Source organism: Mesorhizobium sp. WSM4830 (assembly GCF_055811495.1).
In genome coordinates this window covers 160651-185521 of the sequence record NZ_JBVVQI010000006.1, presented here as the reverse complement: position 1 = coordinate 185521, position 24871 = coordinate 160651, and the positions used below count along the sequence as shown (strand labels likewise).

Sequence of the window (24871 nt, the reverse complement as noted above, 5' to 3'; positions counted from 1 at the left end):
ATGGCAGGGTCCGAACGCAGCACGGCCGAGCAAGAGGTCCTCGATCGCCGCTATATGGCGGCGGCCCTCAGGCTGTCGCGCAAGAATGCCGGCCGGACCTCGACCAATCCTTCAGTCGGCACGCTGATCGTACGCGATGACGGCGACGGGCCGATGATCATCGGCAGCGGCGTCACCGCCGTCGGCGGCCGGCCGCATGCCGAGACCGAGGCGCTGGCCGAGGCCGGCGAACTGGCGCGCGGCGCCACCGCCTATGTAACGCTGGAGCCCTGCGCCCATCACGGCCGCACGCCGCCTTGCGCCAATGCGCTGGTCAGTGCCGGTGTGGCGCGGGTGGTCGGCGCTGCCAGCGATCCGGACCCGCGTGTTTCCGGCAAGGGCTACACAATCTTGCGTGCCGCTGGCGTCGAGGTGGTGGAAAAAGTGCTGGCGGCCGAAGCCGCGGAGCAGATGGCCGGCTATTTGATTCGATCTCTGAAAAAACGCCCGGAAGTGATCTTGAAACTTGCGCTTTCGAGCGACAACAAGATTGGCGTGAAAGGCGAGAGACAGGTCTCCATCACCGGCGATATCGCCCGGCGCGAAGTCTATCTGATGCGCGCCGAAGCCGATGGCATATTGATCGGCATCGGCACGGCACTGGAAGACGATCCGGCGCTGACGGTTAGGCTTCCGGGACTGGAGAGCCGTTCGCCGGCACGCATCGTGCTCGACCGTCAGATCAGGCTACCCGAGACTTCGAAACTGGTCGCCGGCGTCGACCGCGTGCCGCTCTATATCGCTGCCTGCGCCGAGGCCGATCCGCACCGGCGCGCCGCGCTCGAACGCGCCGGCGTTCGCTTCATCGGCACTGAGACCTATGAAGGCGATATTGCGCTGCCGGAACTGCTCGAGGATTTGGCGGCGCTCGGCATGGCCAGCGTCCTGGTCGAGGGCGGCGCCAGGGTGGCCAAGGCGTTCCTCGACGAACAACTGGTCGATCGTATCGTGCTGTTTCAGGGGCCGGACGCGATCGGCGAGGGCGGCATTGCATCGCCGATCGATGCCAGCAATATCCCGCCGGGATTTCGCAAATTGCGCAACATGCGTTTCGGCGAAGATACATATGCGGAATGGATAAGAGACATCTAGGACCGAACTGATGTTCACGGGACCAAACTAATGTTCACTGGAATCGTCACCGATGTCGGCACCGTCGCTGCCGTGAAGCCGCTCAGGGAAGGCGTTGGTTTGCGTATCGACACCGCCTACGATCCGCAGACCATTGCCATCGGCGCCTCGATTTCCTGCGGCGGCGTCTGCCTGACGGTAACGGGATTGCCGGAAGATGGCGCCAACGTACGCTGGTTCGAGGTCGAGGCCTGGGAAGAGGCGCTCAGGCTGACGACCGCGATGGGCTGGAAATCCGGCACGCGGATCAACCTGGAGCGGGCGCTGAAGATCGGCGACGAGCTTGGCGGCCATATCGTGTCAGGCCATGTCGACGGCATGGCCGAGATCGTAGCCCGCAAGGAAGAGGGTGACGCCGTGCGCTTTACCCTGGAAGCACCGCGCGAGCTTGCCAAATTCATCGCCCCCAAGGGTTCCGTCGCACTCGACGGCACTTCGCTCACCATCAACAAGGTGGAAGGCACCCGCTTTGACGTGCTGTTGATCCACCACTCGCTGACGGTCACCACCTGGGGCGAACGCCAGGTCGGGGACTGGGTCAATCTCGAGATCGACACCATGGCCCGCTACGCGGCGCGACTGGTGGAGGCGGCTAAAGAGGGGCTTTGAGGCGCTCGTCCATAAAGCCCATTCCCTGATACGACCGCCGCCGAGTTGGCCTTGTAAGTTCCTTCGGCAATCTTCCGCTTGCGATCAAACCGGCTTCGGCCTAAGTCACCGGCGATCCCCGGAGACATCTATGGCAGGCACATCCCAACACGGCAAAGCGTTCATCCGTCCGAAGAAGAAGGCCCACCTTCTTGTCATCGAGGCGCGCTTTCACGACGACCTTGCCGACGCGCTGCTCGAAGGCGCGACCAGCGCGCTCGACGAAGCGGGCGCGACATACGATGTCGTCACCGTTCCGGGCTCGCTCGAAATCCCGGCGGTGATTTCCTTCGCGCTCGATGGCGCCTCCGAAGGCGGGACGAACTATGACGGTTTCGTCGCCCTCGGCACGGTGATCCGCGGCGACACCTATCATTTCGAGATCGTCGCCAACGAATCCAGCCGTGCCCTGATGGACCTGTCCGTGCAGGATGCGGTCTGCATCGGCAACGGCGTCCTGACCACCGAAAACGACGAACAGGCCTGGACACGGGCCAGGCGTTCGGAAGGCGACAAGGGCGGCTTCGCGGCGCGTGCGGCGCTGACCATGATCGCTCTAAAGGAACAACTGGGAGAGCGAACGTGAGCGAACCCGCTTCGCCCGGCCAGCCTGCGGTTCGCCACGCCAACAAGCGCGGTGCTGCCCGTCTGGCCGCTGTGCAGGCGCTCTACCAGATGGACGTCGCCGGCAGCGGTGTGTTTGAGATCACCGCCGAATACGAGGCGTTCAGGCTCGGCAAGGAAGTCGACGGCGCGCTCTATCGCGAAGCCGATGCGCAATGGTTCCGCGCCATTCTTGCCGGCGTTGTCGAGCACCAGAAGACCATCGATCCAGTCATCCGACAGGCGCTGACCGAGGACTGGCCTCTGTCGAGGCTCGATTCCACATTGCGCGCCATATTGCGCGCCGGCGTCTACGAGCTGATGCAGCGCGAGGACGTGCCGGTGGCGGTCATCGTTTCCGAATATGTCGACATCGCCAAGGCATTTTACGAGGAAGACGAGCCGAAACTGGTCAATGCGGTGCTTGATCGCGTGTCGCGCCGGGTGCGCGGTGAGGGCCGCGGCAAGGACGCCCTATGACTGCCGTCGTCGCCGCTGAGGCGGGCAGGGAAGCGCGTCGCACCGCCTTCATCCTTGCAGCCTCGCAGGCGATCATCGGCTCGGCCGCACCCATCGCCATTTCCATGGGCGGATTGGCCGGGCAGTACCTGCTCGATGCTGACAAGTCGCTGGCAACCGCGCCGATCACCGGTTTCAATGTCGGCGTGGCGCTCGGTTCCCTGCCGGCCGCGGCCATCATCCGCCGGCTCGGCCAGCGCGACGGTTTCATGACCGGCACGGCGGTGACAGCACTTGGCGGCCTGGTCGCCACGTTGGCGTTGTTTCATGCCAGCTTCTGGCTGTTCGCTTTCGGCTTGGCCGTGATCGGGATCGGCGGCGCCTTCGTCCAGCAGTTCCGCTTTGCCGCCGCCGACAATGCGCCGCCTGAATTCAAGGCGCGTGCCATCTCCTTCGTGCTGGCCGGCGGCATCGTCACCGCCATACTCGGGCCGCAGATCGTCATCTTCACCGGCGATCTGTTCTCGCCGGTGAAGTTTGCCGGCTCGTTTGCCTCCATCCTGGTGCTGGCGGGGGTTGGCGCCGCCATTCTCTCTTTGTTGCGCATCCCAGCGAAGGCAACCGAGAAGGTGGAAATTGCCGACAGCGACGCCCGGCCGCTCTCAGAAATCGTCACCAGGCCACGCTTCATCGCGGCGTTGTTTTGCGCCATCGGCAGCTACGCACTGATGAGCTTCGTGATGACCGGCGCGCCGCTGGCCATGGTCGGCTGCGGCCTTTCGACCGACGACGCCACGCTCGGCATTTCCTGGCACGTCATGGCGATGTTCGCGCCGAGCTTCTTCACGGGGTCGCTGATCCATCGTTTTGGCGCGGAACGGATCGTGGCCATCGGCCTGGTGCTGCTCATTGGCTGCGGCATAGTCGCGCTGTCGGGGTTGGCACTGTGGCAGTTCTGGACGACGCTGATCCTGCTCGGCCTTGGCTGGAACTTCAGCTTCATCGGTGCCACCGCCATGGTGGCCGACAGCTACCAGCCATCCGAAAAAGGCAAGGTCCAGGGGTTCCACGATTTCGTCCTGTTCGGCTCCGTCGCCTTCGCCTCGCTGATGTCGGGCGCGGTCTACAATGCCTGGGGCTGGGAGATGCTGAACTGGATGATTTTCCCGGTTGTCGCGCTGTGCTTCGTGGCGCTGGGCGTGTTGAAGATGACGGGCTTGCGCGCGGCCAGCTGACGTCACGCTGTCGGGACGAGGCAACAGCGGAGTCACTCGCATCCGAACAAAATTATTGCGTCCATCCCCCTTCTTATGAAACCGTGTACCCCGACGTGACATCGAAGCCATGCTCATATGCGGCAGCCGTATTCCGGTTCACAGCAAGGGATTTGTGAGATGTTTTCAATCAAGGTTCTGGCCGGCGCTGTACTGGCGCTCGGCATCACGGCAGCCTCGGCAAGCGCCCAGGTGGTGGTGTCGTCGAAGATCGACACCGAGGGCGGCGTGCTCGGCAACATCATCCAGCTGGTGCTGAACGCCAACAATATCCAGACCACCGACCGCATCCAGCTCGGCGGCACGCCCGTGGTACGCAAGGCGATTACAGCCGGCGAGATCGACATCTATCCCGAGTACACCGGCAACGCCGCCTTCTTCTTCGAGAAGGCCGACGATCCGGTGTGGAAAGATGCCGCCAAGGCCTACGAGACTGCCAAGAAGCTCGACTACGACGCCAACAAGATCGTCTGGCTATCCCCGTCACCGGCCAACAATACCTGGGCGATCGCTCTGCGTAAGGAGGTCGCCGATAGCAACAAGCTCGTCACCCTCTCCGACTTCGGCAAATACGCCTCGGGCGGCGGCAAGGTGGTGCTGGCGGCCTCCGCCGAGTTCGTCAATTCGGCGGCCGCGCTGCCCGCTTTCCAGAAGACCTATGGCTTCACGCTGAAACCGGACCAGTTGATCACGCTGTCGGGCGGCGATACGGCGGCCACCATTGCCGCTGCGGCCAACCAGACCAACGGCGCCAACGCCGCCATGGTCTACGGCACCGACGGCGGCATCGCGCCTTCCGGCCTCGTCGTGCTTGAAGACGACAAGGGTGTGCAGCCGGTCTACCAGCCGGCGCCGATCATCCGCGAGGCGGTGCTGAAGGAGCATCCCGAAATCGAGACGCTGCTGAAGCCGGTCTTCGCCAAGCTCGATCTCGTCACGCTGCAGGAGTTGAACGGCCGCGTGCAGGTTGGCGGCGAACCGGTCAAGGGCGTCGCCGAGGACTTTTTGAAGAAGAACGGCTTCCTGAAGTAAGGCGATTCCGACGCGCCGCTTTCGAGGTGCGCCGGATCGGCCGATGGGGGAGGGCGTGCGCATCAGGTTCGACAAGCTCGGCGTGGTCATCGCGGCGATATCGGCCTATGCGGCTTTTGCGGCGCCATTCGCCACCTTCCGCGCCAATCGCATCGTACCTGGCGAGGCTCGCTCGATCCTCGAATCTTTGCCTGCGGCGGTCGGTCCGCTATTGATGGCGATTGTTGTCGCAGCGGCGCTCATTGCGCTGCTGAAAACGCCGCTTGCCCTGCGCCTCGCCGCCAGCGTGGTTGCACTTGCGGCGCTGGCGCTGCTAATCGGCGTTGCCGGCAGCTTCCTGACGCCCGCCGGCAACACCTTCGCCCGTATCTCGCCGGCTTCCGGCTTCTGGCTGCTTATCTTCGCCTTCACGCTTCTGCTCGCCGACGTGCTTACAAGGCTGAACCTGTCGCCGCAGGCACGGGTCGGCGTGCTTGTTGTCGCCGCAGCGGCGATCGGCCTGCTGCTGGTCTCGGGGAGCTGGAACAGCCTGTCGATCCTCAAGGAATATTTCAATCGCGCCGATAGTTTTTGGGCGGAAGGCTCCAAGCACGTGACGTTGGCGCTGGGTTCACTGGCGGCAGCAGTGATTATCGGCCTGCCGCTTGGCATCCTCTGCCACCGCGTTGAGAAATTGCGGGCCGGTGTGCTCAACGTACTGAACGTCATCCAGACCATTCCTTCGATCGCTCTGTTCGGCCTCTTGATCGCACCGCTCGGCTGGGTTGCTTCGCATGTGCCGGGAGCTGCCGCGCTCGGTATTCGCGGCATCGGCACAGCGCCGGCTTTCGTCGCCCTGTTCCTCTATTCGCTGCTGCCGGTGGTGGCCAACACCGTGGTCGGCCTTGCCGGTGTGCCGCGTGCCGCCAACGACGCAGCGCGCGGCATGGGCATGACCGACCGCCAGCGGCTGTTGGACGTCGAGTTTCCGCTGGCCTTCCCGGTGATCCTCACCGGCATCCGCATCGTGCTGGTGCAGAATATCGGCCTCGCCACCATTGCCGCGTTGATCGGCGGCGGCGGCTTTGGCGTATTCGTATTCCAGGGGGTCGGCCAGACGGCGATGGATCTGGTGCTGCTCGGCGCCGTGCCGACGGTGGCGCTGGCCTTCGCCGCCGCCATCATCCTCGATGCAGTCATCGAAATGAGCGCCAGCAAGCGCAGGGTTGAAACGGCATGATCGAGATCGAAGGCATCACCAAGCGCTACGGCGAGACGACAGTGGTCGACGACGTGTCGATAGTGATCGAGCCGCGCAGCATCGCCGTCATCGTCGGCACCTCCGGCTCCGGCAAGACGACGCTGCTTCGCATGATCAACCGGCTGGTCGAGCCGACGTCGGGCGTGATCAAGCTCGACGGCGTAGACAACCGCTCGGTGCCGGATTACGAACTGCGTCGCAGCATCGGCTATGCCATCCAGGGCCACGGCCTGTTTCCGCATCGCACGGTGGCGCAGAACATCGCCACTGTGCCGGTATTGCTTGGCTGGGATGCCAACCGCATCAAGGCTCGAGTCGACGAGCTTATGAGGCTCTACCAACTCGACCCCGAAGCCTACGGGCCACGCTATCCGCATGAGCTTTCTGGCGGCCAGCAGCAGCGCGTCGGCGTCGCCCGCGCGCTTGCCGCGGAACCCAGCGTGCTGTTGATGGACGAGCCGTTCGGCGCGCTCGATCCGATCATCCGCACCAAGGCGCAGGAGGATCTGCTGGCGATCCAGAAGCGCTTCGGCACCACCATCATCCTTGTCACCCATGACATGGAGGAGGCCGTTCACATGGGCGACAAGATCGCTGTGATGGATGGCGGCAAAGTGGTGCAATATGCCGGGCCGGCCGAGATACTGGCAAAACCGGCCAGTGCGTTTGTCGAAACCCTGGTAGGTGCCAGCGAAAAACCGTTTCGACTGTTGTCGCTTGGCCGGGTCCGCGACGCGGTGGAAAAAGGCACCGCCGAAGGTGAGGCGATCCCCGGTGATGCCAGCCAGCGCGACGCGCTCGCCGAACTCCTGTGGTCGGGCCGCCCGGCGCTGCCGGTGAAAGATACCGAAGGCAAGCCGCTTGGCCGCGTTACGGTGGACGGGCTGGTTAAGCGCGCGGCGAGGCCGGCATGAAGGTTTGGCTTCCCTCGCTGCTCAGGCTTGCCCTGGTGGTGGTGCTTATTGCCTTCGTCACCAATCCCGGCTGGTTCGAACCGCTGCTGAAGCCGCTGACAGAGAACAATGCGCCGGTAATCTATAATCAGGGCAGCCTTTTGACGTTGACGCTGCTGCATCTGCGGACCGTCCTGATCGCAACGGTTGCCGCGACGATCGTTGCGGTCGCGCTCGCCATTCTGGTCACCAGGCCAGCCGGCGCCGAATTCCTGCCGCTGTCGCGCAGTCTGGTCAATATAGGCCAGACCTTTCCGCCGGTGGCGGTACTGGCGCTTGCCGTGCCGGCGGTCGGCTTCGGCGAAAAGCCGACGCTGATTGCGCTGTTTCTCTATGGCTTGCTGCCGATCTTCGAGAACGCGCTGACCGGCCTGACGACGCTGCCGGCCAACGTCGTCGAGGCGGCGCGTGGCGCAGGCATGACTGGCTGGCAAAGGCTGGTCAAGGTCGAGCTGCCGCTCAGCGCGCCGATCATTCTCGGCGGTATCCGGCTGTCGGTGGTGATCAGCCTCGCCACCGCAACCATCGGCTCGACGGTGGCGGCGAGGACATTGGGCGAGGTGATCATCGCCGGCCTGCTGTCGAACAACCTCGCCTTCATCCTGCAGGGCGGCCTGATCGTCGCCGCCCTTGCCGTGCTGATCTATGACGGGCTGTCGGCGATCGAGCGCTATACGGCTCGGCGCATGGGGCGCGAGGCCGAGTAGCGTCTCGGGGCGAAGTTCGCTTCTTTCAGCGGCCACTCGAACGCGCCGGATGATCGAGCGTCAGTTCGAGCGCGGTGCCCGTCTCGCCGGCGATCCAGCGGCGGCGGATGATGGCGAAATCGTGCTGTGTGTCGGCTCTAATCACAGAGACCAAGTCGCCCACCGCGCAATCGCTGTCGAGATCGAGGGCTTCGACAGTCTCGGCAATGTCTTGCTTGCCGACATAGTGTCTCGCAATGGCTGTGAGCACGATGATCACTGGCCCACCCGTTGCGCGATCTTCGGGACTCGGCGATTGATGAGTGCGATGCCCCGATCTTTCAGCAGGAGTTCTTGCCATGACCGCGCGTTTCTCCAAGATCGTCATGTGTCTGTGTCTGGCGGCTTTCGCCTTCCTCGTCGCCTTCGGCAACATCACCGATTACGGCTCAAACTTCGCCTTTGTCCAGCATGTGCTGAGCATGGACACGACCTTTCCCGGCAACGCACTGATGTACCGCTCGATCACCAACCCGTCGCTGTGGACGGCTGGCTACTGGCTGATCATCATTGGCGAGGCGCTGACCTGTCTGCTCTACCTGATCGCCGCCTGGCAACTCTGGCAGGCGCGCAACGCCAGCGGACAGGCTTTCAACGACGCCAAGAAGTTCGCCATCATTGCCGCCACCATGGGTTTCCTCGTTTGGTATTTCGGCTTCATGGTCGTTGGCGGCGAGTGGTTCGCCATGTGGCAGTCTTCGACATGGAATGGTCAGGAAGCGGCGTTCAAATTCTACATGACCATGCTGGTGGTGCTGGTCTTCGTCATCCAGCCGGACGGCGACCCGCGCAAAGCCTGACGACCGTTCGCCGATTTCGATCGATCTAACCGGGCGGCAGTGTCGACAGGCGCACTGCCGTCCAGCCTTTTGGACGAAACCCGGGATCTTTTGGGCGAAAGCCGGACAGAAACCGAACAATATCTTGACGTTCCGAGCCCTGTTTCGCATAAGCCGCTGCGAAGGGACGGATTCCGGTTGCGGAAAATTCGTCCCTGTCTCAACGGCCCGGGGAGGGGTTCTTTTGGGCCACCAATCGAGGAAAATTCGGCAATGACCATAATTTCAGCTGTCATCGCCTGCGGTCTGCTTTCAGTCCTTTACGCCATCTGGGCGACACGTTCGGTCCTCGCGGCCGATCAGGGCAATGCACGCATGCAGGAAATTTCCGCGGCCATCCGCGAAGGCGCCCAAGCTTATCTGGCGCGCCAGTACACCACCATCGCCATCGTCGGCGTCGTGGTCCTGCTGCTTGCCTGGTGGCTGCTTTCGATCACCGCCGCCATCGGCTTCCTGATCGGCGCCGTTCTATCGGGTGCCGCCGGCTTCATCGGCATGCACGTCTCGGTGCGCGCCAATGTGCGGACCGCGCAGGCAGCTTCCAACAGCCTCGCTGCCGGCCTCGAGATCGCCTTCAAGTCGGGCGCCATCACCGGCATGCTGGTTGCTGGCCTGGCCCTGCTCGGCGTCTCGATCTACTACCTGATCCTGACCCAGTTCATGGGTCTGCAGCCAAACGATCGCGTCGTCATCGACTCGCTTGTTTCGCTCGGCTTCGGCGCCTCGCTGATCTCGATCTTCGCTCGTCTCGGCGGCGGCATCTTTACAAAAGGCGCCGACGTCGGCGGGGATCTCGTCGGCAAGGTTGAAGCCGGCATTCCCGAAGACGATCCACGCAATCCGGCGACCATTGCCGACAATGTCGGCGACAATGTCGGCGATTGCGCCGGCATGGCCGCCGACCTGTTCGAGACCTATGCGGTGACCGTGGTCGCCACCATGGTTCTCGCTGCCATCTTCTTCGGTGGCACCGCCGTTCTCGGCGCGGCCATGCTCTATCCGCTGGCCATCTGTGGCGCCTGCATTCTCACTTCGATCGTCGGCACCTTCTTCGTCAAGCTCGGTTCCAGCGGATCGATCATGGGCGCGCTCTACAAGGGCCTGATCGTCACCGGCCTGCTGTCGATCGTCGGCCTTGCCGTCGCCACCTCGGCATGCATCGGCTGGGGTGAGATCGGCACCGTCGCCGGCATGGCCATCACCGGCACGAACCTGTTCATCTGCGGCCTCGTCGGCCTTGTGGTGACCGGCCTCATCGTGGTGATCACCGAATATTATACCGGCACCAACAAGCGTCCGGTGAACTCCATCGCCCAGGCCTCGGTCACCGGTCACGGCACCAACGTCATCCAGGGCCTCGCGGTCTCGCTGGAAGCGACGGCGTTGCCGGCGATCGTCATCGTTGGCGGCATCATCTCGACGTACCAGCTCGCCGGCCTCTACGGCACGGCGATCGCGGTGACGACGATGCTTGGCCTCGCCGGCATGATCGTCGCGCTCGATGCCTTCGGCCCGGTCACCGACAATGCCGGCGGCATTGCCGAAATGGCCGGCCTGCCCAAGGAAGTGCGCCAGTCAACCGACGCGCTCGACGCTGTCGGCAACACCACCAAGGCGGTAACCAAGGGCTACGCCATCGGCTCGGCCGGCCTCGGCGCGCTGGTGCTGTTTGCGGCCTACTCTAACGACCTGAAGTTCTTTGCCGCCAATGGCGACAAATACCCGTACTTCCAGGGCATGGGCGACGTCTCCTTCGACCTCTCCAATCCTTACGTCGTCGCCGGCCTGATCTTCGGCGGCCTGATCCCGTATCTGTTCGGCGGCATCGCCATGACCGCGGTCGGCCGCGCCGCGGGCGCTATCGTCCAGGAAGTGCGTAAGCAGTTCCGCGAGGATCCGGGCATTATGGCCGGCACCTCGAAGCCGAACTATGCGCGCGCCGTCGACCTTCTGACCAAGGCAGCGATCCGGGAGATGATCGTTCCGTCATTGCTGCCGGTGCTGGCGCCGCTGGTGGTCTATTTCGGCGTCCTCCTGACCTCCGGTTCGAAGGCATCCGCCTTTGCCGCGCTCGGCGCCTCGCTGCTCGGCGTCATCGTCAACGGCCTGTTCGTTGCCATCTCGATGACCTCCGGCGGCGGTGCCTGGGACAACGCCAAGAAGTCGTTCGAAGACGGTTTCGTCGACAAGGACGGCCTCAAGCACCTCAAGGGCTCCGAAGCGCACAAGGCCTCGGTGACCGGCGACACGGTCGGTGATCCCTACAAGGATACTGCCGGCCCGGCGGTCAACCCGGCGATCAAGATCACCAATATCGTCGCGCTGCTGTTGCTGGCCGTGCTCGCGCACGGCTAAGCTCAGCCGCTACGACTCAAGACAAAACCCGCGGGATCGCTCCCGCGGGTTTTTCATTGCCTGAGATGTGCCGCTTACGGGGAAGCGAAAGGAACGAAAGCCGATACCGCCGGGGTGGATCAGGTGCCGCCGAGCGTGCTGCCGCCGCTGGCGCCGGGAACACCAGGCGCCAGCTTGCTGGCGCCACTGATGATCTGGCTGAGGAAGTTCTGGTCCTTACCGCCGGTCGGCGTGGTGCGCGAGATGAAGTCGAACACCTTGCCGTCCTTCAAGCCGTAGTTGGCGATCTGGGTGACGCGCCCGTCATCGCCAAAATAGACCGCCAGCACATGCTGGTCGACCAGCCGCGGCTTGTCGAAGGCAACATAGCGCTTGCGCGTCTGAGAAATGTAATAAAAGGCCTCGTTATCGAAGGTCGCCTTCGTCGAGGGAGTGCCGAGCGCCAGCAGCACCTGTTCGCGGCTTGAGCCGACCGGCACCAGGTCGATCGACTGCTGGTCGATGACGTAGCCTTGCGTCAGCGTCTCGCTCGGATTGAGATCGCCGATCATCTTGGACGAATTGCAGGCGGAAAGTGCCGCAGCGATCACCAGCAGCGAAACCGCACCGCCGGGCCTGGGCAGGAAAGTCGACTTGAATTTCAGCGCGCGCAACTACAACTCCATAAGCTGGCCGCAACTTGCGCTGGGCCGCAAAACCGGTAAACCAGCTTGCTTGCCGATGCAACAAGGCCACTTCAACAAACGGTCCCGGGAGACCACCCTCTAATGTTCCAGCGCCTCTTTGGCCGCGAACGTCATGCCAACCGCGCTATCACCGAGGCGCTTTACGCACAAATCGTGGCGGCGGCGCGGCAAACGGTGTTTTATTCCGCCTGGAACGTGCCGGACACGCCGCTCGGCCGCTTCGAGATGCTGTCCTTGCACATGTTCCTGTTCCAGCACCGGTTGCGCGGCGAGGGCGGTGCCGCGGCAGAGGTAGCGCAGGTGGTGATCGACGAGTTCTTCATGGATGTCGAACATTCGTTGCGGGAACTTGGCATTGGCGACGTCGGCGTGCCGAAGCGCATGCGGAAACTGGCGAAGATGTTTTATGGCCGTACTGCCGCCTATGATGATGCGCTGCAACGAAATGACCATGATGCGCTTGCCGCCGCCCTTGCCCGCAATGTCCGGCCGGATGCCGGCGCCTGGCCGCAAGCGTCGCAACTGGCACTTTATGCCGCCGATGCATCCAGGCAACTCGCGGAACAGCCGACCGAATCGATCGTTTCCGGCACGGTGGCATTTCCCGTGGCCAACGCTTGAGCGACGGCAGGCCGAATGAAGGTGGCGAAGTGGAGGCGAAGATGAAACATCCTGATACCCACAGCCCAGTGTCATTCCGGGCAAACGTCGCCCGGCTGCCGCAAAAGGGGCTGCCGGTGGTGATCGATGCCGACGCCGGGCAGCGCGCCCTGCTGGCCGCCGAGCACGAGCTGCTTTCGGTCGAAAACTATCGCGTCGAACTCCTGGTCGAGCCCTGGAAGCGCAACGGAGTGAAAGTCAGCGGCCATGTCGAGGCCGATATAACGCAGGCCTGCATCGTCACCCTTGACCCGGTCGAGGCGCATATCGACGAGCCGGTCGAGGCGCTGTTCCTGCCAGAGCAATCCAAGCTCGGGCGGCAAGGTTTCGACGGCGGCGGTGAGATCCTGCTCGACGCCGAAGGCCCGGACAGCCCGGAAACCTTTTCGGGCGATACGATCGACGTCGGGGCGCTTGCCGAGCAGTTCTTTGGCTTGGCGATCGATCCCTATCCGCGCAAGCCCGGTGTGTCGCTGGAAGCAGCCGGCGATGCCGAGCCTGTGGAGAATGAATTCCAGCAGAAGCTCAGATCACTGTTGGGAAAATCCTGATGGCTGACCCAATTTGAGAAAAGTTGGTTGTGCGGCAGCCCAAAACCGTTATTTTCGCCGAACCTTCGCGAGCCCCGTACCTTGGCAAGCCCGCTGGCCAAGCAACCGTGAGATGAACACCGCGTGATCAGGATTTCCATCGATGCCATGGGCGGCGATCACGGGCCAAGCGTGGTCGTCCCGGCGCTCATGACTGTCGCCACCCGCCGTCCGGATATACGCTTCGTCATTTATGGGCGTGAAGAAGTGGTAAGGCCCGAACTCGCCAAATTCCCCAAGCTGGCGGAAGTGAGCGAGTTCATCCATTGCGAGATTGCAGTGCGGATGGACGACAAGCCGAGCCAGGCGCTGCGCCATGGCCGCTGGAAATCATCGATGTGGAAGGCCGTCGAGGCAGTCAAGGCAGGCACTGCCGACGCCTGCATCTCAGCCGGCAATACCGGCGCGCTGATGGCAATGTCCAGATTCTGCCTTCGCACCATGGCGACCATCGATCGCCCGGCAATCGCGGCGCTCTGGCCGACATTGCGCGGCGAAAGCGTGGTGCTGGACGTCGGCGCCACCATCGGCGCGGATGCGCATCAACTGGTTGATTTTGCCATTCTGGGCACCGGCATGGCGCGCTCGGTTTTCGGCATCGAACGGCCGACCGTCGGTCTGCTCAATGTCGGCGTCGAGGAGATCAAGGGTCAGGAGGAGGTCAAGGAGGCGGGCCGTATGCTGCGCGAGGCCAACATGGCCTCGATGAACTACCACGGCTTTGTCGAGGGTGACGACATCGGCAAGGGCAGTGTCGACGTCGTCGTTACCGAAGGATTTGCCGGCAACATCGCGCTGAAGACGGCGGAAGGCACGGTCAGGCAGATCGCCGGCTATCTGCGCGCGGCGATGAACCGGACGCTGATGGCCAGGATCGGCTATATCTTCGCCAAGACCGCCTTCGATCGCCTGCGCGAGAAGATGGATGTCGGCCGCTCCAATGGCGGCGTCTTCCTCGGGTTGAACGGCATCGTGGTGAAAAGCCACGGCGGGGCTGATTCGGATGGCTTTGCGGCGGCGATCGAGCTTGGCTACGACATGGTGCGCAACAATCTGCTTGATCGCATCGAGGCCGATCTCGACCTGTTCCATGCCCGCAATCCGAATGCCCAGACAATCCGGAAATCCGACGTCGTCATCGACGCAAAGGAATAGGAAAGAGCATTGATCAGATCAGTCGTGCGCGGCACGGGCGCCGCGCTGCCCCGCCGCATTATGAAGAATGCCGATTTCGAAGGCATGGTCGAGACGTCGGACGAGTGGATCGTCCAGCGCACCGGCATTCGCCAGCGCCACATTGCGGCCGACGACGAGACGACGGCCTCGCTGGGCGAGGCGGCAGCGCGCGCAGCCCTCGACAGCGCCGGCCTGACGGCTGACGACATCGACCTGATCGTGCTGGCGACCTCGACGCCCAACAACACCTTTCCCGCGACGGCGGTCGAGATCCAGAACCGGCTCGGCATGCACCACGGTTTTGCCTTCGACCTGCAGGCGGTCTGCTCCGGCTTCGTCTATGCTGTGACGACCGCCGACCTCTATATCCGCGGCGGCTTGGCCAGACGGGTGCTGGTGATCGGCTCGGAAACGTTTTCGCGTATTCTCGACTGGAGCGACCGCTCGACCTGTGTCTTGTTCGGCGACGGCGCCGGCGCGATGGTGCTGGAAGCAGGCACGGGGGCAGGCGGCATCGCCGACCGAGGCGTTCTGGCAGCCAGCCTGCGCTCCGACGGCATCCACAAAGACAAGCTTTTCGTCGACGGTGGGCCGTCGACCACAGGAACGGTCGGGCACCTCAGGATGGAAGGCCGCGAAGTGTTCAAGCATGCGGTCGGCATGATCACCGACGTCATCGAGGCGACGTTCGCACAGGCCGGCATCGGCGCCGCCGATCTCGACTGGTTCGTGCCGCATCAAGCCAATAAACGAATTATTGACGCTTCGGCCAAAAAGCTCGGGATAGAGGAGCGGAAGGTGGTGGTGACCGTCGATTTGCACGGTAATACCTCGGCGGCTTCCGTGCCGCTGGCACTGTCCGCGGCCGTCGCCGACGGTCGCATCAAAAAGGGTGACCTGGTGCTGCTCGAGGCGATGGGCGGGGGCTTCACCTGGGGCGCGGTTCTGCTCCGCTGGTAAGTGCCGAACTATCGGGTTCGGGTCCTTGACCTTGACGGATCAATTACTTAGGTTCTGCCGTTGCTTGTATCGATTTATGTTTTTGAGCTGATGGGACGGTTCGTATGGGGGGAAAGACACTTACGCGCGCCGACCTCGCCGAAGCCGTTTACCGCAAGGTTGGGCTGTCACGTACTGAATCGGCCGAGCTTGTCGAGGCGGTGTTGAATGAGATCTGCGAAGCGATCGTTCGCGGCGAGACGGTGAAGCTGTCGTCCTTCGCGACCTTCCATGTCCGCTCCAAGAACGAGCGCATCGGGCGCAATCCAAAGACCGGTGAGGAAGTGCCAATCCTGCCGCGCCGGGTGATGACCTTCAAATCATCGAACGTGCTGAAGAACCGTATCCTGCGCTCCCATCAAAGCAGCAAAGCCAAGGGCAGCAAGTAGACGTCCACTCCCGCTTTGCCGAGAATCATGCTCAAGGCTTCGGTTGAAAAACGAACCCTGCTTTTGCGCCGGGCTTGAATATTGTTTCATAAACCGCTGAAATAAGATGCGATTCGGTAGGCCGGATCGGTATTTGGGTGTGATCCGTTCCGGCGGGACGGGAAGCTGCTCTCCTTGTTAAGCGTGATGTCGCCCGAACCGGTTCCCGCCTTTCGCGATCATGTTCTAGCGTGAGGATTCGCCCATGGACAAGAGCCCCGATGCTTTCCGCACCATCAGCGAAGTCGCGGAGGATCTGGATTTGCCGCAACACGTGCTGCGCTTCTGGGAGACGCGTTTCAACCAGATCAAGCCGATGAAGCGCGGCGGCGGCCGCCGCTACTACCGTCCGCAGGACGTCGAGCTGATCAAGGGTATTCGCCATATGCTCTACGATCAGGGCTATACGATCAAGGGCGTGCAGAAGCTGTTGCGCGAGAACGGCAACCAGTTTCTGATCGCCGTCGGCAGTGGCGACATGGCGGCGGTCGAGGCGATCTCGCAGCGCCGACAGGCTGACACGGTACCGCTGACGCAAGCGGCGCAGCCGCGCGGCCCGGACGACGAAATGCTGGTCGGCCAGCCGAGGGTGAAACCCAGCCGTCGTTTTTTCGGCATAGGCAAGACCGACGAGGAAGGCCCGGTTCCGCCGGACACGTCAAAACTTTCCCGTGACAATCGCGCTTTGCTGCAGGAGGCGCTATTCGACCTCCTGGAATGCAAGCGCCTGCTCGATCAGGTTCGCTAGAGCCCGCCGGGTTGACCGGAACGGTCTTCGGGGTCATGCGTTAGGCTTCCTTCTGCAGATGAAGGAAGTACGTCATGGCATCGCTTTCGAGCATCTCCGACACCGATCTGAACAAGCAGGTCGCGGCCTTGACCAGGGAACTGGCCACCTTGAAGAAAGCCGTGTTGAAGCAGGGCGGCGCCTTTTACGAAGACGGGCGCGATACCGCGTCGGATTATTATTCGGATATCACTGAGCGGCTCGGTCACGCCTTGCCGGCAATCAGAAGGCAAGGCCGGGCGATCGAGCAGACCGCCCGAGATCACCCGGCGACAGCGGCCGCTGTCGGGCTGGTTCTGGTCGGGCTCGTCGCCAGTCTGTTCCTCACTGGCCGGCAGCAAAACGCGCCGCGAGCGCGTTCAAGGTCGGCACGTTGAGATAGGCAGACGGCGGTGGTCGGCGGACCGCCGCCATTTTTCGCCGACACGGCAAACCCGGCAAGCGCGCCGCCCTTAATCAAGGACCAGAACGCCTGCTTGCCGGTCGTTCGCCCGAGGGTGTTTTCAGTACTTCTTCGCCACAACCTTCTTGTGGTGGTGGCGGTAGTGGTGGACGCGGTGATGGTAGTGATGGCGGTGATGCTTCTTGACGGTGGTGTGCATCGTCGTTGCATTCGCGCTGCTTGCGCCGATGATCGGCATTGAAAGGGCAAGTGCGATTGCAAGTCCAAGGGCGGAGAGAAGAGGCTTCTTCATGACATCGTTTCCTTTTTGCGCAGGCGGAATTTGAGCGTCACTGATTCAGGTCGGTGACTCGAGCGCTGCAGTTGGGACTATCGCCTTGGAGTTTTTCGGCAGTTTTTCCGGCCTGTAGAATTTTGTTTCCGGACTGTGTCTGCCGACGATCCGGCCAGATGTCGGCTCGCCGGCATCCGCCTTCATTCCGGCGTCGGTTCACGATGCCGTGACGCTATCTTTGATGCTTGGCAAATCACCGGCGAGCGGGCATTCTCCCGATCGTCTCAGGCAACAACATGATTTGATCTAACTCTTTCATCCCACGGAGTTGCCAATGCCCCAAATAGCAAAACGCGAACCTTACTCCGAACTGGCGGCGAGCGCGGTTACGCCTGAACGCAGTGCTGTCCGAACCGCCCGGGAAGCCCGTGGATACAGCATCGAAGAGCTGTCCCTGGCGTGCGGGCTGGCAGCCTATGAGATTGCCGACATTGAAAGCGGCAAGGATGCCGATCCCTCGAAACGTCGGCGTATTGCCTCCGCGCTTCAGTTTCCGGAAAGCGCTCTGTTTGATGAAGCCGTGTTGCCCGCCAAAAGGCGATCCGTGTCGTAGCGGCGTGCCATGCTTTTATTCCACGAGCTCGCCATGGGTCGCCCTGGCGGGCTTCGTTTTTTCGGCCGCGTAGTAGACTTGCCGGCCGCCACGGCGACGCCAGACGGAAATTGCTGGAGATGAGCCTCGAATCCGTTCGCGCCTTCTTCGCCGCCCACGCGCCCGACATTGACGTCATCGTCACGGAGGCAAGCTCGGCGACGGTACCTCTTGCCGCCGAAGCGCATGGCGTAGCGCCGGCGCAGATCGCCAAGACGATCTGCCTGCGCGCCGGCGACCAGACGATGCTGATCGTGGCCGGCGGGGTCTCCAGGCTGGACAACCGCAAGTTCAAGGACCGGTTCGGCGGTAAGGCGCGAATGCTGGACGCCGAGCAGGTGTTCGCCGCGACCGGCCATCCCGTCGGCGGCGTATGTCCGTTCGGCCTGCCGTCACCGCTGCCGGTCTATTGCGACGTCTCGCTGCGCGCCTTTGACGAAGTCGTCCCCGCCGCAGGCGCAACCAACGCCGCCGTGCGGCTCAGCCCGCAACGCATGGCGGAACTCGTTGGCGCCGAATGGGTGGATGTTTGCCAGTAGCCATTTATCTGGGTCGTGGGACCCGCTGAGCGTTACCGCTATTCGGTCTTCTGTGGCTCTTCTTTCTTGATCGTCTGAGCGTCCGTGGCAGTCGACATATCGGCCTTCTCGACGCTCGCTGTCTTCGTCTGCGTGTCAACCGATGCCTGGACCTTGGAATGCGCGGGGCAGTCCGCAGAGGCAGCTGATATGGACATGGTCAGTGCCGCGGCCATTGCGAGGAATGTCTTCATGATCATTCTCCTCTTTCGTTCGATGGGTAAAGTTAGCCCGTCTGGCACCGACCGCAAAATCACATTTGTTCACACGCGCTCTTGCGCACACGGAAGCCTACGCTGGGCCAGTAATTCAAATGGCTGCGCGGATAGCCGCTTGCCGTATCAAAGCCCACCGGCTGCGGCCGGAGGATTCTTGGCGTTAAAGATCTCGCCGCTCAGAGCCAGTCTCAAATCTTCGGCGCTGAGCTGACCACTTTCGAACAAATCCATCACCCTGCGGCCGAGCACGTCTCTGCCTGGATCGCCGTCAGCGAGGCCCAATTCACGGCATCGGGCATCGAGTGCTTTGGTTAACATGGTCAGCTCGGCAGGACAGGCAACTCCTTGAAGCGACATTGCATCTCTCCCGAAAGGGCGAAAGCGCGTGGCATCTTCGAAGCGTCCGCTCGCCCTTGCAACTGCGGACGACGGCGATTCAACTAAAACCAACCTTTTTCGAACTCAACATTCAAACGTACCAAAACGCCGCGCGCTCCAATGGAAGGATCCTGCTACAATACGGTATGGCCGTCCGAATAGCGGTTGTCCTCGCGCTTATTTTCGCCTTTGCCTATGGTTTCGCAAAACTCGCGGAATATTATGGCAGCGTTCGCGACCGGCCCCCTCCGTGTGAAGAATTGCCCTATCCTGATTGTCCTGACCAAAAAGCTCCTCCCCGGGAAGAAACTACGCCTTGAGCGCGCGCCTGTTCAGGCCAGGCCAGCCGTCCGCATTGAATTAGTTCGTTCCAACCGACGGTTGGTGGACGCAATGCAGCTGATGCGCCTAGGGTTCACTACGATCCGCGCGCACCGGGCATGCCCAACCCCCGAGTCACCCCTGCCTGATGCAAGGCGCCTGATCGAGTCCCGCCGTTCTGGCATGTGCGGCGGGACCTTTTTTATTGAACACGGCTCACGGTGAAGGTTACCAAACCATACCTAGCCACTACCGCGCGGTTTCTCGGCGGGCTTTTGGCTAGACTTCAGCATCCCTGCCTCGCGCACGAGTGATGCGTGATCGATTCCTCATGAGATCACGCGCCTGCGTATGCTGCGCTGGCTGCAATGCGGCTATTGTCTGTATAGCCAGTTTGGGGGAAAACTGGCTAAGCCTTTGGATTTTAATGGTCGGAGTGGCCGGATTCGAACCGACGACCCCTTGACCCCCAGTCAAGTGCGCTACCGGGCTGCGCTACACTCCGGACCGGTCGCGATGTATCGTGATAGACCGGCTCCGGTCAACCGAATTCGGTTGCTGTCCTGCCTGAAGCAACAGCAACGGGTATTGCCGGTCGCTGCGCCGCCCGCAACTGCCACTGGTGGCGGTATTCGAGCGCGATGGCACCCCAGATCAGGCCGAGTAGCAGGTAGACATGGCGCCAGTGGTCGATGTCGATGAAGGTGCCGAGCCCGATATTGCCGATGAAGGCGACATAGGCGCATAGAAGATAAGGCTGCCAGGGCCGGTTGCGCAGCAGAATTCGGAAGCCGGCGGCGATCGTCCAGCACGTCAGCGTCAGGAACGACACGAAGCCGAGCCAGCCGTAATCCATCAGCATCTTCAGCCAGATGTCGTGCGTGTCCTCGCCGAACATCTTGCCGAAGACGAGCGGGCCGATGCCGAACGGATGCTCCAGTGCCATCTGAAAGCCGATCGTGTAGCGGGCGAAGCGGCCGAGGCGGGCGGTGTCGTAGCTTTGTTCGAGTTGCGCGCGGTTCGAGAACATCTCCGCGACGCCCGGCAGTTGCAGGATGACGATCATCGCGATGACCAGCAGTCCGACGGCGGCGATGGTCATGACCACAACGCGCAGCCTGAACTTGCCGCTGGCGCTCTGCAGGAACAAGGCACCGGTCAGCAGGATCGCCGAAACGGCGAACATGCCCCAGGCGCCGCGCGAAAAAGAAAAGAAGATGCCGGCGGTGATGATCAGCAGCGGCACCGCCAATAGGGGCATGCGCGCGACCGAGCCGGTAAGCAGCAGGTAGAGCAGGTAGATGCCCGGCAGCACCAGGAAAGGCCCGAACACGTTCGGGTCCTGGAAGGCGCCGGCGGCACGGTCGTATTTGGTGAAGATCTCCGCTCCTGGAAAGGCATGGAAATAGCCGGCTATGCCGACCAGCGAAGTCAGCACCGCCGACACCACATAGGCGACGAAGATCACCCGGTAGAGACTGGGCCGGACGGCCGTTACGGAAGCGAAGAAAACCGCGGTGAGGGCCAGGAACAGCGAGACGGCGAGATAGAGCGGCGTGCCGGCGAGGTCCGACATCTGCGTCATCGAGATCATACCGCCGATGTTCATGATAACCAGCAGCACTAGCAGCGGCACGGCCGCGCGCTGTATCCGCAGGCCGAACAAGGGCCACACCACGATCAGCCCGATCATATAGAGGTCGTACGGCGCGGGCTCGGCAATGACGAAGCCGGACAGGAAGACGCCGAGGAAAACCGCCCCCGACGCAATCAGTGCAATCAGCTTGGCGTTGACCGCCGCCGCCGGCAATTCAGAAGCCGTCGCGCTCAATACGCGTTTTCCGTATTGAGCAGGCGGATCGGCGTCAGGCACAGGATTTTTAAGTCGAACAGGAGCGACCAGTTCTCGATGTAATAGAGGTCGTATTCCGTCCGCATGCGAATCTTCTCGTTGGTGTCCATCTCGCCGCGCCAGCCATTGATCTGCGCCCAGCCAGTCACACCGGGCTTGACCTTGTGACGGGCGAAATAGCCGTCGACCACCTCATTGTAGAGGAGGTTGTGCGACTGCGCGGCAATGGCGTGCGGACGCGGCCCGACCAGCGACAGCGAACCGAACAGCGAATTGAAGAACTGCGGCAGTTCGTCGATCGAGGTCTTGCGGATGAAGCGGCCGACGCGGGTGACGCGTGGATCGTTCTTGGTCACGGTCTGCTTCGCCGTCGGGTCCGCCTTGTCGGTGTACATCGACCGGAACTTGTAGACGTCGATGATCTCGTTGTTGAAGCCGTGCCGCTTCTGGTGGAACAGCACCGGCCCCTTGCTGTCGAGTTTGATCGCGATTGCGGTCGCCAGCATCACCGGCGAGAACACGATGATGCCGATGATCGAAAAGACGATGTCGAACGCGCGCTTGGCGACCGAATCCCAGTCGTTGATCGGCTTGTCGAAGATATCGAGCATCGGCACCGAGCCGATGTAGGAATAGGCGCGCGGCCTGAACTGCAGCGCGTTCGAATGCGCCGATAGCCGGATGTCGACCGGCAGCACCCACAGCTTCTTCAATAACTGCAGCACGCGCGATTCGGCGGTCAGCGGCAGCGATACGATCAGCATGTCGATGCGCGCGATGCGGGCAAATTCGATGAGTTCGGAAATCGTGCCGAGCTTGGGATAACCGGCGACAACCGGCGGCGACCGCTTGTCGCCGCGGTCGTCGAAGATGCCGCAGATGCGGATGTCGTTGTAGGGCTGCCTTTCCACCGAGCGGATCAGTACCTCCGCCGCCTTGCCGCCGCCGACGATGACGGCGCGGCGCTCCATCCGCCCGTCGCGCGCCCAGCGCCTGATCAGCTTCGACATCACCAGGCGGAGACCCAGGATCAACACGAAACCGACGACGAACCACGTGCCGAAGAGCAGGCGCGAATAGTCTTCCGACATTTTCATGGTGAAGGCGGTGAGCGCCATCAAGGCGAATGTTCCGGCCCAGACCAGCAGGAGACGGCCGAAATTGGCGATCGGCCGCATCAGCGCGACGATCTGGTAGCAGTCTGTGACGTCGAACAGAACGACCGCGAGGAACGAGGTGGCGGCGATCGTCAGTGAGTATTGCCAGGCAAGATAGTTGAAAAAACCGACATAGTAGAAATAGACGGCAAGACCTGACACCATCAGCAGCGCGAATTCCACCATGCGCAGGACGCCGCTCACCATGATCGGCGACATCGTATCGCGCCGGTATTGCGAGGCGACCTGGCGGGCAACATCGTTCATGCCGCCGGCCGTATTGTTCTCGGCAGGGGCGTCGAATTTGCGCACCGCGTCTAGCGAAAAACGGCGCGCGGGGTCGATTTCGTTCATGGGGCGTCCGTAGGTTTCCCTCAGGTGAATAGCAAAAGAGAGCTAAGAAACCCTTGAAACAACAGATGGCTTTGGAGACGCTTTCACCAGGAGCAGCCCGGTGGAAACCCGTTGCTCTATTTTTTGAGCGCGGCGAAATAAGCCTTTTCGATTTCGGCGGCCATTACATCGGCGCCGAAGCGTGCTTTGAGGTCGGTGAGGCCGGGCATCAGGCCTCTGTAGGTGTCGAGATCGGCCAATGCGGCGCTTATCTTATCGGCAAGTTCGCGCGGGTCGGGCCGGATCAGGGCAGGCGAGCCGGTGTCGAAGATTTCCGGTATGCCGCCGACCGACGTCGCGATGATCGGCTTGCCGGCGGCGAGCGCTTCCAGAACGATATAGGGCATGGCTTCCGCGCGCGAGGGAACGACGACCAGTTCGGCCAGCGTGAAGGCGAGCCTGGCCGGCATCGGCGCCAGGAACCCGACGTCCAGGCCGAGCTGATTTACCTGGGCGCGATAGCGCGGCAGGTCGTCGCCGTCGCCGACCATCAGCGCCGTCAACGGGCGACCAAGTCGGGTCGCGGCTAGCCCCAGCGCATCGATGAAGATGTCCGGGCCTTTGAGGTCTCGCATCATGCCGATATAGAGGAGATCAGCCGCCTTGTGCTCGGTCCGCACCAGCTCGAACTCGGCGGCGCGCAGGCCGTTGTGGACGAGAGCGTTCGGAATGGGCGGCTCGCCGATCTTCCGGCGATAAGTCCGCCGCTCATAATCGGAAACAAACAGCAGGCAATCGGTGAAGCGAGCCATGAAGCGCTCGAGCGCGAAGAACAGCTTCCCCATGGCGGTGGTCTCGTCATAGTGAAGCGAGCCGCCATGCGGCGAATAAAGGCGGGCTACGCGAGACCTGGATACCCGCAACAATGAGCCGAACAGACGGGCATAGGCGCCACCTTTGGCGCCATGCCCGTGCAGCACGTCCGGCCGCAATTCTTTTATGATCCTGTAGGTGCGCCGGGCCGAGGCGAGATCGCCTGGCCCGACATGCCGCTGCATCGGCGTGCGGTGAATGCCGAGCGCCAGGCTGTCTTTCATCTGTTCGAACAGCCGTTCCTCGAAATCGCCGCCCGTCGTCGAATCGCAGACGATGCCGACGGCATGGCCGGCGGCGACCTGAGCCTCGGTCAGGTCGCGCACATGCCGGAAGATGCCTCCGACCGGTGAGCGAAAGCAGTGGACGATCCTGAGTGTGTCCGCCACTTGGTCAGCACATCAAAACAGGCGTTCGCGAACATAGACTGTATCGCCGGGCAACAGCGGGTCGGAGGTCACCACGCGTCCGGTTATTACCTTGCCGTTGATGTCGCGGGTAATGTCGACGCTTTCCTGGTTGGCGCGCGGCGTGAACCCGCCGGCGATGGCGACGGCTTTCTGCACGGTCAGGCCTGGAACATAGGAATACTGCCCCGCCGCACCCACTTCACCCATGACGAAGATCGGCCGGTAGCGATCGATTTCGACCGAAACATCGGGATCCCGCAAATAACCCTGGCGCAGTTTCTCGGCGATCTCGCCCTCGAGCTGCTGGGCGGTGTGGCCGCGCGCCGGCACGTTGCCGACCAGCGGCAGCGAGAGATAGCCGGACTGGTCGACGCTGTAGGTATTGGTCAGTCCTTCCTGCTCGAACACGGTTACGCGGACACGGTCGCCGGCGCCGAGGCGATAAGGCTGGTCGAGAACTTCATGGAATGCGGCCGGCGTCGGCCGGTAGCTGGAGCAGCCCGAAAGCATCGATACGGCAAGCAGCGCGCGGAAAAGGGGAGCAGTGCTTTTCATGAGCGGACACGTACCTTTGAATAGCCGGCGACTCTGCGGCAAACCTTAACGATCGAGCTCGGTTATCATCCTGTTAGGGTTAATGGCCGGTAAAGGCGCGCGGCCGATACGGGCCGGATCGACAAATGCAGATGGTTTTCAGCCTCTTGTTTGCGGCTTGTTAGTAGAGCCTGACAGGTTCTTACCGCGATATTAACGGCTGAGTTACCATAGTTGTTTACG

At 62.3% G+C, this 24871-nt stretch carries 29 protein-coding genes and 1 tRNA gene; 20 read left to right on the top strand and 10 right to left on the bottom strand.

The window, feature by feature from the left end:
* The 9 genes from ribD to AC0L2Y_RS10920 all read left to right on the top strand — a co-directional run bounded on the left by ribD (window position 1) and on the right by AC0L2Y_RS10920 (window position 8086).
* Complete coding sequence (gene ribD / locus AC0L2Y_RS10960) at window positions 1–1131, top strand: bifunctional diaminohydroxyphosphoribosylaminopyrimidine deaminase/5-amino-6-(5-phosphoribosylamino)uracil reductase RibD (RefSeq protein ID WP_473555994.1); 1131 nt, start codon at window positions 1–3, stop codon at window positions 1129–1131.
* A 30-nt stretch (window positions 1132–1161) separates the two neighbouring features.
* Window positions 1162–1779: a riboflavin synthase gene (locus AC0L2Y_RS10955; RefSeq protein WP_352491862.1), complete on the top strand. Its 618-nt coding sequence runs from the start codon at window positions 1162–1164 to the stop codon at window positions 1777–1779.
* A gap of 130 nt (window positions 1780–1909) precedes the next feature.
* Complete coding sequence (ribH, locus tag AC0L2Y_RS10950; RefSeq protein ID WP_352491863.1) at window positions 1910–2404, top strand: 6,7-dimethyl-8-ribityllumazine synthase; 495 nt, start codon at window positions 1910–1912, stop codon at window positions 2402–2404.
* Window positions 2401–2901, top strand: a complete 501-nt coding sequence (gene nusB / locus AC0L2Y_RS10945) for a transcription antitermination factor NusB (RefSeq protein WP_352465538.1) — start codon at window positions 2401–2403, stop codon at window positions 2899–2901. Before ribH ends, nusB begins: the two co-directional genes overlap by 4 nt.
* Window positions 2898–4115, top strand: coding sequence for an MFS transporter (locus tag AC0L2Y_RS10940; protein ID WP_352491864.1), 1218 nt, complete (start codon window positions 2898–2900; stop codon window positions 4113–4115). The genes nusB and AC0L2Y_RS10940 overlap by 4 nt, the downstream gene beginning before the upstream one ends.
* A 159-nt stretch (window positions 4116–4274) precedes the next feature.
* Window positions 4275–5186, top strand: a complete 912-nt coding sequence (osmF, locus tag AC0L2Y_RS10935; RefSeq protein WP_473555990.1) for a glycine betaine ABC transporter substrate-binding protein OsmF — start codon at window positions 4275–4277, stop codon at window positions 5184–5186.
* 43 nt (window positions 5187–5229) lie between these two features.
* The gene (locus tag AC0L2Y_RS10930) at window positions 5230–6405 is read left to right on the top strand and encodes an ABC transporter permease (RefSeq protein ID WP_352491866.1); all 1176 of its coding nucleotides are present in this window, start codon (window positions 5230–5232) and stop codon (window positions 6403–6405) included.
* Window positions 6402–7340: an ABC transporter ATP-binding protein gene (locus AC0L2Y_RS10925; protein WP_473555987.1), complete on the top strand. Its 939-nt coding sequence runs from the start codon at window positions 6402–6404 to the stop codon at window positions 7338–7340. Before AC0L2Y_RS10930 ends, AC0L2Y_RS10925 begins: the two co-directional genes overlap by 4 nt.
* Complete coding sequence (locus AC0L2Y_RS10920; RefSeq protein WP_473555985.1) at window positions 7337–8086, top strand: ABC transporter permease; 750 nt, start codon at window positions 7337–7339, stop codon at window positions 8084–8086. The genes AC0L2Y_RS10925 and AC0L2Y_RS10920 overlap by 4 nt, the downstream gene beginning before the upstream one ends.
* A 25-nt stretch (window positions 8087–8111) precedes the next feature.
* Here AC0L2Y_RS10920 and AC0L2Y_RS10915 read toward each other — a convergent pair whose 3' ends face one another.
* Window positions 8112–8345, bottom strand: a complete 234-nt coding sequence (locus tag AC0L2Y_RS10915) for a hypothetical protein (protein ID WP_352491869.1) — start codon at window positions 8343–8345, stop codon at window positions 8112–8114.
* A gap of 79 nt (window positions 8346–8424) precedes the next feature.
* Here AC0L2Y_RS10915 and AC0L2Y_RS10910 point away from each other — a divergent pair, with 79 nt between their 5' ends.
* Window positions 8425–8925: a DUF2165 family protein gene (locus AC0L2Y_RS10910; protein ID WP_473555982.1), complete on the top strand. Its 501-nt coding sequence runs from the start codon at window positions 8425–8427 to the stop codon at window positions 8923–8925.
* 252 nt (window positions 8926–9177) lie between these two features.
* A complete protein-coding gene (locus AC0L2Y_RS10905) occupies window positions 9178–11319 on the top strand; it encodes a sodium-translocating pyrophosphatase (protein WP_473555980.1) in 2142 nt (713 codons plus the stop codon).
* Window positions 11320–11438: 119 nt separating this feature from the next.
* Here the strand turns inward: AC0L2Y_RS10905 and AC0L2Y_RS10900 are convergent, their stop codons facing one another.
* Complete coding sequence (locus tag AC0L2Y_RS10900; RefSeq protein WP_352491872.1) at window positions 11439–11972, bottom strand: outer membrane protein assembly factor BamE; 534 nt, start codon at window positions 11970–11972, stop codon at window positions 11439–11441.
* Window positions 11973–12086: 114 nt separating this feature from the next.
* Here AC0L2Y_RS10900 and AC0L2Y_RS10895 point away from each other — a divergent pair, with 114 nt between their 5' ends.
* The 7 genes from AC0L2Y_RS10895 to AC0L2Y_RS10865 all read left to right on the top strand — a co-directional run bounded on the left by AC0L2Y_RS10895 (window position 12087) and on the right by AC0L2Y_RS10865 (window position 17022).
* Complete coding sequence (locus AC0L2Y_RS10895) at window positions 12087–12626, top strand: ubiquinol-cytochrome C chaperone family protein (protein ID WP_473555978.1); 540 nt, start codon at window positions 12087–12089, stop codon at window positions 12624–12626.
* Window positions 12627–12667: 41 nt separating this feature from the next.
* On the top strand, window positions 12668–13216 hold the full coding sequence (locus tag AC0L2Y_RS10890; protein WP_352491873.1) for a YceD family protein: 549 nt from the start codon (window positions 12668–12670) through the stop codon (window positions 13214–13216).
* A 123-nt stretch (window positions 13217–13339) separates the two neighbouring features.
* Complete coding sequence (plsX, locus tag AC0L2Y_RS10885; RefSeq protein WP_352491874.1) at window positions 13340–14410, top strand: phosphate acyltransferase PlsX; 1071 nt, start codon at window positions 13340–13342, stop codon at window positions 14408–14410.
* A gap of 9 nt (window positions 14411–14419) precedes the next feature.
* Window positions 14420–15391 carry a beta-ketoacyl-ACP synthase III gene (locus AC0L2Y_RS10880; RefSeq protein WP_352491875.1) on the top strand — a complete coding sequence of 324 codons (972 nt, stop codon included), beginning with the start codon at window positions 14420–14422 and terminating at the stop codon, window positions 15389–15391.
* 104 nt (window positions 15392–15495) lie between these two features.
* Window positions 15496–15819, top strand: a complete 324-nt coding sequence (locus AC0L2Y_RS10875; protein ID WP_352662763.1) for an integration host factor subunit alpha — start codon at window positions 15496–15498, stop codon at window positions 15817–15819.
* Window positions 15820–16063: 244 nt separating this feature from the next.
* A complete protein-coding gene (locus AC0L2Y_RS10870) occupies window positions 16064–16606 on the top strand; it encodes a MerR family transcriptional regulator (protein ID WP_023674511.1) in 543 nt (180 codons plus the stop codon).
* 74 nt (window positions 16607–16680) lie between these two features.
* A complete protein-coding gene (locus tag AC0L2Y_RS10865) occupies window positions 16681–17022 on the top strand; it encodes a hypothetical protein (protein WP_352566101.1) in 342 nt (113 codons plus the stop codon).
* A 126-nt stretch (window positions 17023–17148) separates the two neighbouring features.
* Here the strand turns inward: AC0L2Y_RS10865 and AC0L2Y_RS10860 are convergent, their stop codons facing one another.
* The gene (locus AC0L2Y_RS10860; protein ID WP_023674514.1) at window positions 17149–17340 is read right to left on the bottom strand and encodes a hypothetical protein; all 192 of its coding nucleotides are present in this window, start codon (window positions 17338–17340) and stop codon (window positions 17149–17151) included.
* 316 nt (window positions 17341–17656) lie between these two features.
* Between AC0L2Y_RS10860 and AC0L2Y_RS10855 the strand changes: the two genes are divergently transcribed.
* Together AC0L2Y_RS10855 and AC0L2Y_RS10850 are read left to right on the top strand one after the other, a co-directional pair.
* Window positions 17657–17935, top strand: a complete 279-nt coding sequence (locus AC0L2Y_RS10855) for a helix-turn-helix domain-containing protein (RefSeq protein ID WP_352566102.1) — start codon at window positions 17657–17659, stop codon at window positions 17933–17935.
* A 119-nt stretch (window positions 17936–18054) separates the two neighbouring features.
* Entirely contained in the window at window positions 18055–18513 is a 459-nt protein-coding gene (locus tag AC0L2Y_RS10850) for a YbaK/EbsC family protein (protein ID WP_292658621.1), read from the top strand.
* A gap of 38 nt (window positions 18514–18551) precedes the next feature.
* Here the strand turns inward: AC0L2Y_RS10850 and AC0L2Y_RS10845 are convergent, their stop codons facing one another.
* From AC0L2Y_RS10845 to AC0L2Y_RS10815, 7 genes are all read right to left on the bottom strand, one after another.
* Complete coding sequence (locus AC0L2Y_RS10845) at window positions 18552–18746, bottom strand: hypothetical protein (protein WP_473555973.1); 195 nt, start codon at window positions 18744–18746, stop codon at window positions 18552–18554.
* A 147-nt stretch (window positions 18747–18893) separates the two neighbouring features.
* On the bottom strand, window positions 18894–19127 hold the full coding sequence (locus AC0L2Y_RS10840) for a hypothetical protein (RefSeq protein ID WP_473555970.1): 234 nt from the start codon (window positions 19125–19127) through the stop codon (window positions 18894–18896).
* Between the two features lie 770 nt (window positions 19128–19897).
* A tRNA-Pro gene (locus AC0L2Y_RS10835) sits at window positions 19898–19974 on the bottom strand.
* Window positions 19975–20010: 36 nt separating this feature from the next.
* Complete coding sequence (locus AC0L2Y_RS10830) at window positions 20011–21300, bottom strand: O-antigen ligase family protein (protein ID WP_473555969.1); 1290 nt, start codon at window positions 21298–21300, stop codon at window positions 20011–20013.
* A complete protein-coding gene (locus AC0L2Y_RS10825) occupies window positions 21297–22832 on the bottom strand; it encodes an undecaprenyl-phosphate glucose phosphotransferase (protein WP_473555967.1) in 1536 nt (511 codons plus the stop codon). Before AC0L2Y_RS10825 ends, AC0L2Y_RS10830 begins: the two co-directional genes overlap by 4 nt.
* A 116-nt stretch (window positions 22833–22948) precedes the next feature.
* Entirely contained in the window at window positions 22949–24073 is a 1125-nt protein-coding gene (locus tag AC0L2Y_RS10820) for a glycosyltransferase (protein WP_473555964.1), read from the bottom strand.
* Window positions 24074–24085: 12 nt separating this feature from the next.
* Complete coding sequence (locus tag AC0L2Y_RS10815) at window positions 24086–24649, bottom strand: polysaccharide biosynthesis/export family protein (RefSeq protein ID WP_254817578.1); 564 nt, start codon at window positions 24647–24649, stop codon at window positions 24086–24088.
* Window positions 24650–24871: the final 222 nt, after the last annotated feature.